The 9,190-nt window shown below is 69.6% G+C and carries 7 protein-coding genes, 1 tRNA gene and 1 pseudogene; 4 read left to right on the top strand and 5 right to left on the bottom strand.

Going from position 1 to position 9,190, the window contains the following annotated elements:
• Positions 1-36: 36 nt before the first annotated feature.
• The 5 genes from thrB to argS form a co-directional block, all read right to left on the bottom strand.
• On the bottom strand, positions 37-990 hold the full coding sequence (gene thrB, locus GVY39_RS32420; RefSeq protein ID WP_159930793.1) for a homoserine kinase: 954 nt from the start codon (positions 988-990) through the stop codon (positions 37-39).
• A 25-nt stretch (positions 991-1,015) separates the two neighbouring features.
• Positions 1,016-2,077, bottom strand: a complete 1,062-nt coding sequence (thrC, locus tag GVY39_RS32425) for a threonine synthase (protein ID WP_159930799.1) — start codon at positions 2,075-2,077, stop codon at positions 1,016-1,018.
• An 83-nt stretch (positions 2,078-2,160) separates the two neighbouring features.
• Positions 2,161-3,519: a homoserine dehydrogenase gene (locus GVY39_RS32430; RefSeq protein WP_159930794.1), complete on the bottom strand. Its 1,359-nt coding sequence runs from the start codon at positions 3,517-3,519 to the stop codon at positions 2,161-2,163.
• A complete protein-coding gene (gene lysA, locus GVY39_RS32435; protein WP_159930795.1) occupies positions 3,516-4,937 on the bottom strand; it encodes a diaminopimelate decarboxylase in 1,422 nt (473 codons plus the stop codon). The genes GVY39_RS32430 and lysA overlap by 4 nt, the downstream gene beginning before the upstream one ends.
• A 103-nt stretch (positions 4,938-5,040) precedes the next feature.
• Positions 5,041-6,699 carry an arginine--tRNA ligase gene (gene argS, locus GVY39_RS32440; RefSeq protein WP_159930796.1) on the bottom strand — a complete coding sequence of 553 codons (1,659 nt, stop codon included), beginning with the start codon at positions 6,697-6,699 and terminating at the stop codon, positions 5,041-5,043.
• Positions 6,700-6,792: 93 nt separating this feature from the next.
• On the opposite strand from argS, the gene GVY39_RS32445 reads away from it, so the two are divergent.
• The 4 genes and pseudogenes from GVY39_RS32445 to GVY39_RS32460 all read left to right on the top strand — a co-directional run.
• On the top strand, positions 6,793-7,701 hold the full coding sequence (locus tag GVY39_RS32445; RefSeq protein ID WP_159930797.1) for a DUF3105 domain-containing protein: 909 nt from the start codon (positions 6,793-6,795) through the stop codon (positions 7,699-7,701).
• 227 nt (positions 7,702-7,928) lie between these two features.
• Positions 7,929-8,615, top strand: a complete 687-nt coding sequence (locus tag GVY39_RS32450) for a DUF305 domain-containing protein (RefSeq protein WP_159930800.1) — start codon at positions 7,929-7,931, stop codon at positions 8,613-8,615.
• Positions 8,616-8,722: 107 nt separating this feature from the next.
• Positions 8,723-8,795, top strand: a tRNA-Arg gene (locus GVY39_RS32455).
• 77 nt (positions 8,796-8,872) lie between these two features.
• Positions 8,873-9,190 (top strand): annotated as a pseudogene (locus GVY39_RS32460) (hypothetical protein); the annotation flags it as partial.

Here is a 9,190-nt window from a genome sequence, read left to right on the forward strand (position 1 = left end):
CTGTCCATTGCGAATCTCGGCAAGACAGACTCGCCGTCAGTCGACCAGGACGCCCTCGGCGATTCCCGGCTCCACCACGCGCAGGCCGTCGGCCGCCGCCAGTTCGCGAAGTTCCGCTGGAAATTCGCTGGTCGCCAGAGCCAGGATGGTGGGGCCCGCGCCGGAGACCGTGGCCGCGATCCCCGCCGCGCGCAGGCGGGTGATCCAAGCGGTGGTCAACGGCAGCGCGGGAGCACGCTGAGCCTGGTGCAGGCGGTCGGCGGTGGCCGGCATCAGCAGGTCGGGTCGCTGGGTGAGTGCTACCACCGCCAGCGCGGCGCGGCTGACGTTGAACGCGGCATCGCCGTGCGCCACGATCTCGGGCAGCAGGCCGCGGGTGTGTGCGGTGGACGAGCGCTCCTCGGGGATCAGTACGACCGGGCGCAGCGCGGGATGGGCCTCGAGCCGCACCGCGCGGTAGGCACGGCCGTGGTACTCCGTCACCGGAGCCTCGTCGGCGTTGCGTTCGCTCTCGGTCCAGGAGACCACGATTCCGCCGAGCACGCTGGCCGCCGCGTTGTCCGGGTGACCCTCGAATTCCGCGGCCAGCTGGACCATTCGGTCGGCCGACGTGGCCAGCGCCGGGTCCAGCTTGCCCGCCAGGGCACAGCCCGCGGCGAGTCCGCCGACGACCGCGGAGGCCGACGAGCCGAGCCCGCGCGAATGCGGAATCACGTTGCGGCACACCACATCGAGGCCGTCGGCCCACACCCCCGCCGACTCGAGGCCGCGCTCGATCGCGCGGACCACGAGATGCGAAGGGCCCCAAGGTACATCGTCGGCGCCCTCGCCCTCGACCCGGATGGTGAGCCCGGAATCCGTAGTGCGCACCTCGATCTCGTCGTAGATACCCAATGCCATACCGAGCGAGTCGAACCCCGGGCCGAGGTTCGCGGTGGACGCCGGTACCCGCGCGGTCACGGTGAGACCTGCGGGCAGGGTCGCGGTCATGAGCTGGCTGTCGCGGGAATCCAACTCAGGCCAGCTCTAGTTCGGCGGCGACCGCGACCGGGTCGACCGAGATCGGCTGCACCTGCGGCATGCCCGACAGCGCGGTATCGGGATCCTTCAGACCGTTGCCGGTCACCGTGCACACCACGGTGAGTCCGGAATCCAGCCAGCCCTCCTTGCGGGCGGCGAGCACACCGGCCACACTTGCCGCCGACGCGGGCTCGACGAACACCCCTTCGGTGGCCGCGACCAGGCGGTAGGCGTCGAGGATCTCCTCGTCGGTGGCGGCGCGGAACGCTCCACCGGACTGCTCCTTGGCCTCGACCGCGCTGTTCCAGGAGGCAGGCGCGCCGATCCGGATCGCGGTGGCGATGGTCTCGGGATCCTTCACCGGGGCGCCGTTGACCAGCGGGGCCGCCCCCGCGGCCTGCACCCCGAGCATGCGGGGCAGACCGCCGGTGATGCCGTCGGCGTGGTACTCCCGGTAGCCGCGCCAGTACGCGGTGATGTTGCCCGCGTTCCCGACCGGGAGCGCGTGCACGTCGGGAGCCTTGCCGAGCACGTCGCAGATCTCGAAGGCCGCGGTCTTCTGGCCCTCGATACGCGCCGGGTTGACCGAGTTCACCAGGCCGATGCTGGGGAAGTCGGCGGTCACCTTGCGAGCGAGCTCCAGGCAGTCGTCGAAGTTGCCCTGCACCTGGATGATCTTCGCGCCGAGCATGACGGCCTGGGCCAGCTTGCCCATCGCGATCTTGCCCTGGGGGATCAGCACGGCGCAGCTCATGCCGGCGCGCGTGGCGTACGCCGCGGCGGATGCCGAGGTGTTGCCGGTGGACGCGCACAGCACCGCTTGCTGGCCGCGGTACTTGGCGTCGGTCATCGCCACCGTCATGCCGCGGTCCTTGAACGAGCCGGTCGGGTTCAGGCCCTCGACCTTCAGGTACACCTCGCACCCGGTCACCTCGGACAGGTGCGGCGCGGGCACCAGCGGCGTACCGCCCTCATACAGCGTGACCGGCTCCCAGTCGGCCGCGCCCGCGATCCGGTCGCGGTAGGCCGCGATCAGGCCCGGCCAGCGGGAGTGCACTCCTGCCTGGGGCGCGACGCCGGTCGTAGGCCCACCCGTCTCCCGGCCGCCGCCCCTTATGGCGTCGCTGCGCGACACTGTGGTCATTCTTCGGTGCCTTCCAATCTCAGAACGCTGGTCACGGATGTGACGGATGCCATTTCCGCCAGGGCGGCCACGGTGTCCGCGAGCGCCGACTCCACGGCGTGGTGGGTCACCACGACCAGGCGCGCACCCGAGCCGTGCCCTTCTTGACGGACGGTCGAGATGCTCACCCCATGTGCGGCGAATTCGCCCGCCACCGCGGCCAGGACCCCAGGACGGTCTTCGACCTGGAGGTTCACGTGATAGCGGGTGGGCGTATCGCCGATCGGCGCGATCGGTAGCTCAGCATAAACCGATTCGCCAGGAGCGCGACCCCCGAAGAACTTGTTCCGTGCCGCCATCACCAGATCGCCGAGCACGGCCGACGCGGTCGGGGCCCCGCCCGCTCCCTGTCCGTAGAACATCAACCGCCCGGCGTTCTCCGCCTCGACGACGACCGCGTTGAACGCGCCGGTCACCGCGGCAAGGGGGTGCTTGCGGGGAATGAGCGCCGGGTAGACGCGTACCGAGACGCGCTCCTTGCCGCCGTCTTCCGGCCCCGGCTCGCCGGGGCCCGCGTCCACACGCTCGCAGATCGCCAGCAGCTTCACCGTGCAGTCCAGCGCCGAGGCGGTCTCGAAATCCTCAGCGGAGATCCGCGAGATGCCCTCGCGGTACACGTCGGCGGCGGTGACCCGGGTGTGGAACGCCAGCGAGGCGAGTATCGCGGCCTTCGCCGCGGCGTCGTAACCCTCCACGTCGGCGGTCGGATCGGCCTCCGCGTAGCCGAGCCGGGTCGCTTCGGCCAGCGTCTCCGAGTAGTCGGCGCCGGTCTCGTCCATCCCGGAGAGGATGAAGTTGGTGGTTCCGTTGACGATGCCGACGATCCGGTTCACCCGGTCGCCCGCGAGCGACTGGATCAGCGGCCGCACCACGGGGATGGCGCCCGCGACCGCGGCTTCGAAGTACAGGTCGGCGCGGCTGCGTTCGGCGGCCGCGGCGAGTTCGCCGGTGTAGTCGGCCAGCAGCGCCTTGTTCGCGGTCACCACGGATTTGCCCGCGTTCAGCGCGGCCAGGATCAACCGCCGCGGCGGATCGATGCCGCCGATCACCTCGACCACCAGGTCGACGTCGTCGCGGGCGACGAGTGCGTCGGCGTCGGTGGTCAGCAGGTCCGCGGGGATGCCGCGGTCGGCGGCGAGATCGCGCACGGCCACGCCGCGTAGCACCACCGGGGCGCCGACGCGAGACCGCAGGTCCTCGACGTGCTCACGCAGGATGCGCACGACCTCGGTGCCGACATTGCCCATGCCCAGGACCGCGACCCCGATCGGGCGATCGGGCCCCCAGACGCCGTTCTTCGCGTTCGCCGTCGTCACGCTTCCACCTCCAAGCTGAGCAGGTCCGCCACCGTCTCCCGGCGCAGGATCAGGCGCGACTGTCCGTCCCGCACCGCGACGACCGCGGGGCGGGTCAACTGGTTGTACCGGCTGGACATCGAGTAGCAGTACGCGCCGGTGGCGGCGACGGCGACCAGGTCGCCGGGGCCGACGTCGGCGGGCATCCAGGTGTCGCGAATGACGATATCGCCGCTCTCGCAATGCTTTCCGACGACGCGCGCGACCACCGGCCCGGCCTGCGACGACCGCGAGACCAAGCGGCAATCGTAGTCGGCCTGATACAGCGCGGGCCGGATGTTGTCACTCATACCGCCGTCGACGCTCACGTAGCGGCGGCGCAGACCGCCGTCCAGCGAGACGTCCTTGATGGTGCCCACTTCGTAGAGCGTCACCGTGCCGGGACCGGCGATGGCGCGTCCGGGCTCCACCGCGATCACCGGCGTGGGCAGGCCCGCGCGTTCGGCTTCGGCGGCGACCAGTTCGCGCAGGTTCGCGGCGAAGCGGTCCAGCGGCGGCGGGTCGTCCGACGGCAGATACGAAATCCCCAGTCCGCCCCCGAGGTCCAGCGTCGCGATCTGCGCGGTGCGCTCGACGCCGAACTTGTCGACGGCCTCGCGCAGCAGGCCGAGCATGCGCCGCGCGGCGATCTCGAAGCCGTCGATCTCGAAGATCTGCGAGCCGATGTGGCTGTGCAGGCCGACCAAGCGCAGATTGTCGGCATCGAAGACGCGCGCGAGCGCCTCCATCGCGTCGCCGCCCGCGATCGAGAAGCCGAACTTCTGATCCTCGTGCGCGGTCGAGATGTACTCGTGGGTATGGGCTTCCACACCGACGGTGACCCGGACCAGTACGTCCTGCACCACGCCCGCGCGGCCCGCGACGGCTTCCAGGCGCTCGATCTCGATCAGCGAGTCGACCACGACGTGACCGACCCCCGCGGACACCGCGGCTTCCAGTTCCGAGACCGATTTGTTGTTGCCGTGCAAGGCGATTCGCTCCGCGGGGAAGCCCGCGTGCAGTGCGACGGCGAGTTCGCCGCCGGAGCACACGTCCAGCGAGAGACCCTCGTCCCGGATCCAGCGGGCGACCTCGCCGCACAGGAATGCCTTGGAGGCGTAGTGGACTCGCGCGTTCGACCCGAAGGCGCGCACCATATCGCGGCAACGGGAACGGAAGTCGTCCTCGTCGACCACGAACAGCGGGGTGCCGAACTGCGCGGCCAGCTCGTGCACCGGCACGCCCGCCAAGCGGACGACGCCGTCTTCGTCACGGACGCAGTTGCGCGGCCAGACGTTCGCGGGCAGGTCGATCATCTGCTTCGGATCGCTCGGACGCTCCGGCAGGTTCGGCGCGTGCGGGATCTCGGCATGCCGGGGACCGGCCGGGTGCGCGCTCATTTCCGCCTCTCGCTGACACTCGGCTCCGGCGCTGTCGCGCAGGCGGTAGCGATGGTTCGCTCGCTCACTGATGCTTCCTTCCTCGCTCTGGTCGACAGGCCGGTCACATGCGCTCCGGCGCGCTGACGCCGAGCAGGCCCAAGCCGTTGGCCAAGACCTGGCGCGTAGCGGTGACCAAAGCGAGCCGGGCGGCGTTCGTCGGTGAGACGGGGTCGTCACCCAGCGGCAGGACGCGCAGGTTCTTGTTGGTCTGGAAACGGTGGTACGCGCCGGCCAGCTCCTCGAGGTAGCGGGCCACCCGGTGCGGTTCACGCAGGCTCGCCGCACTGGCCACCACGCGCGGGTACTCTCCGAGGGTGCGGATCAGCTCGCCCTCTTCCTCCGCCGAGAGCAGCGCGAGGTCAGGGGTGACGGAGGCGTAGTCGAACTCGGCGGCGTTGCGCGCGATGGAGGCGGTGCGCGCGTGTGCGTACTGCACGTAGTAGACCGGGTTCTCGTTGCTCTGGCTGGCCCACAGGTTCAGGTCGATGTCGATGCTCGAGTTCACCGACGAACGCACCAGCGAGTACCGGGCCGCGTCCACACCGATCGCCTCGACCAGGTCGTCGAGCGTCACCACGGTGCCCGCCCGCTTGCTCATCTTCACCGCGACGCCGTCGCGCAGCAGATTCACCATCTGCCCGATCAGCACCTCGACGGTCGCCGGGTCGTCGCCGAACGCGGCCGCGGCGGCCTTCAGCCTGCCGATGTAGCCGTGGTGGTCGGCGCCGAGCATGTAGATGCACAGGTCGAAGCCGCGTGAGCGCTTGTCCTGGAAGTAGGCGATGTCACCTGCGATGTAGGCGGCCTTGCCGTCGCTCTTGATGACCACCCGGTCCTGGTCGTCACCGTATTCCGAGCTGGCGATCCACCAGGCCCCGTCCTTCTCGTACAGGTCGCCGGAGTTCTTCAGCCGCTCCACGGCCTTCTCGACCGCGCCGGAGGCGAACAGCGAGCTCTCGTTGAAGTAGACGTCGAAGTCGGTGCCGAACTCGTGCAGCGATTCCCTGATGTGCGCGAACATCAACTCGACGCCCTCGGCGCGGAACAGCTCCAGGCGCTCGGCCTCCGGCTTGCTCAGCACGTCGGGGTGGGCGGCGACGATCTTGTCGGCGATCTCGGCGATGTAGGCGCCCGCGTAACCGTTCTCCGGAGTCGGCGCGCCGGTGGCGGCCGCGACCAGCGAGGCGGCGAACCGATCGATCTGCGCGCCGTGGTCGTTGAAGTAGTACTCGCGCACCACGTCGGCGCCCTGCGCGGCCAGGATCCGGCCCAGCGCGTCACCGACCGAGGCCCAGCGGGTGCCGCCCAGATGTACCGGGCCGGTCGGGTTGGCGGAGACGAACTCCAGGTTGATCCGGGTGCCCTTCAGCGCCTCGGCGGTGCCGTACGCGGCACCCGCGGCGAGCACCCGCTCGATGATCGCACCCTGCGCGGAAGCCGCGAGGCGGATGTTGAGAAAGCCGGGTCCGGCGACCTGGGCGGCGGCGACGCCGTCCGCGTCGGACAGTGCGTCGGCCAGCCAGGTGGCCAGGTCACGCGGCTTGGTTCCGGCGCGCTTGGCCACCTGCATCGCGACATTCGTGGCATAGTCGCCGTGTTCCGGATTACGGGGACGCTCCACCGTGACCTCGTCGGGCAGGACCGCAGGGTCCAGTCCACGTTCGACGAGCACCTTCGCCGCGGTGGAGCGAAGGAGATCTGCAAGGTCAGCTGGAGTCACGAGTCTCTATCCTATGGTCTTGGCGGGTGTACACCACGGGGTGGGCACTGCGCAGCCAGCGGATCCATCCACGTCGAAAGAGCACACTGAGCGATGCCTAGCAGTCCCAGCGCCAAATCGGCCAAGGCCGCCAAGGCCGCGGCGAAGTTGTCGGGTCCCCGCAAGCGGGGCAGACAAGGACAGCTTCCGAAGAAGACGCGCCACATCCCCTGGCCGGCCATCGGCGCGGCCGTAGTAATCATCGCATTGATCGGCGCACTGGCTTACAACCTGGTCCCCAAGTACCGGGAAAAGGCCGACCTGGACAAGTACACGCCCAGCGCGCAGAAGAAGGACCCGTCCGAGGGGATCGCGGGCGTGGTGAAGAAGGAATACCCCGCCGGGCTGCACATCGGCGCGAACCAGCGCGTGGCCTACGACCAGGCGCCGCCCTTCGGCGGCCCACACGACCAGTCGTGGGCGACCTGCACCGGCGTGGTCTACAGCAAGCCGATCCGGGTGGAGAACGCGGTGCACTCGCTCGAGCACGGCGCGGTGTGGATCACCTACAACCCGGACAAGGTGAACGCCGACGGCATCGAGAAGCTGAAGTCGAAGGTCGAGGGCAAGCCGTACACGATGATGTCGCCCTACCCCGGTCAAGACACCGCGGTGTCGCTGCAGTCCTGGGGCCACCAGTTGAAACTCGACAGCGCGGACGACAAGCGCGTCGGCCAGTTCATCACCGCGCTGCGGCTGAACAACTACACCTACCCCGAAGTTGGTGCGGACTGCTCGACCATCGTCTTCGACACCGACAACCCGCCGCCGTTCGATCCGACGCCGCCCGGGCCGGACGCGGTGCCGATGGACGGCAGAGGTCTGCAGCCGGATCCGTCCGAGGTCGGCGGTCTGCCTGGTGTGCCCGGTGTGCCCGGTCTCCCCGGTGTGCCCGGTGTCCCCAGCGCTCCGGCGCCGACGCAGCCGGCGCCCGGCCAGCCCGCACCTGGCGCGGGGCAGTAGTGTCCGACGATCGCGAAGTGCCCGGGTCCGGCAAGCGCGAAACGCCTGCCGGGTCCGATGTGGGTGCGGCTCCTGCCGGGTCCGAGAACCGCGAACCCGCAGCCGACCCCGGGGACGGCAAAGTTTCCGCCAGGCCGGACGGCCCCGAAGCAGCCGAGTCCAACGACCCCGAAGCCGCAGCCAAGTCCGACGGAGCCGAAGCGACAGCCAGGCCCGACGACCGCGATATGACGGCCGAGTCCGGCCTGGGCGGCCAGTTCCGCCGTCAGCGCACCGCACTGCTGATCCTCGGCATCATCGGCGCCATCCTGATCGGCTTCGCGATCGGTGTGCTGGCGCGGATTCCGCTGGACGGTGCCACGGAGCCGGATCCGGGCCCGGTCGACGTCGGATTCAGCCAGGACATGTCGGCGCACCACGCCCAAGCCGTCGAAATGGCGGGCGTGGTGCTGGTGCGATCCACCGACACCGACGTCCGCCGCCTCGCCTACGACATCCTGACCACCCAGCAGAGCCAGATCGGGCGCATGCAGGGCTGGTTGCAGCTGTGGAACGAGCCCGCGCAGGGTGTGGACGGTTTCATGGGCTGGATGACCGAGCCGATGGGCGGACACGACCACACCGGGACGAACGAGCCGCACCACTCCGGCCCGATGGCCGCCATGCCGGGCATGGCGACCCCTGCCGAACTCGCCGCGCTGCGCCAGGCCACCAGCCCCACCCTCGACACCATGTTCCTGCAGCTCATGCTGCGCCACCACGAGGGCGGACTGCCGATGATCGACTACGCCGCCCAGCACGCCGCCACCACGGCGGTGCGCACGCTCGCGGAAACCATGGCCACAACCCAACGCGGTGAATCCGAGCTGATGACCACCATGCTCAGAACCCGCGGTGCCACCCCCCTTCGCTGACACGAAAACCCCGCCGCCGTCCGCGCTTTTTGGCGGACGGCGGCCGATACGATAGGCTGACCCAGCCCGATCGGACCGCCTTCCCGGCCCCGACCGAGTCCTATCCCGCCCTCGTAGCTCAGGGGATAGAGCGTCTGCCTCCGGAGCAGAAGGCCGCAGGTTCGAATCCTGCCGAGGGCACGCAGAAGAACGGCCCCTGACCAGCTAGCCCTGGGTTCTAGGAGTCGTCGCAACACCCCAGTTCAGGGGAGACTGCGATGGACTTCAGGATTCAGCCGGAGCGGAAGACGGGGCCGGGTAAGAAGCTGCGGGCCGAGCGGGCGGAGTATCTCCGTCTCGTGGATCTCGGTTACAGCAACAGAGCGGCGTCACAGATGGTCGGCGTCAACGAGCGCACAGGGCGTGAGTGGCGCAACGGCCGTGATGATCCGAAACGTAGGAGGCTGCCCGCTCGGCACGAGCGGGCAGCCTCCGCTGTATCGAAGTCGCGATATCTGAGCGAGAACGAGCGCATCCATATCGCTGACCGGCGGCGAGAGCGGGCGGGTATCCGCACGATCGCGGGCGAGCTGGGA

Source organism: Nocardia sp. CY15, assembly GCF_009829295.1.
GTDB lineage: Bacteria > Actinomycetota > Actinomycetes > Mycobacteriales > Mycobacteriaceae > Nocardia > Nocardia sputi.

What these genes read in the sequence shown, in the direction of transcription:
- thrB (WP_159930793.1), bottom strand. Translation starts at nt 990, where the DNA reads ATGACCGCGACCCTGCCCGCAGGTCTCACCGTGACCGCGCGGGTACCG.
- GVY39_RS32450 (WP_159930800.1), top strand. Translation starts at nt 7,929, where the DNA reads ATGACGGCCGAGTCCGGCCTGGGCGGCCAGTTCCGCCGTCAGCGCACC.
- lysA (WP_159930795.1), bottom strand. Translation starts at nt 4,937, where the DNA reads ATGAGCGCGCACCCGGCCGGTCCCCGGCATGCCGAGATCCCGCACGCG.
- GVY39_RS32445 (WP_159930797.1), top strand. Translation starts at nt 6,793, where the DNA reads ATGCCTAGCAGTCCCAGCGCCAAATCGGCCAAGGCCGCCAAGGCCGCG.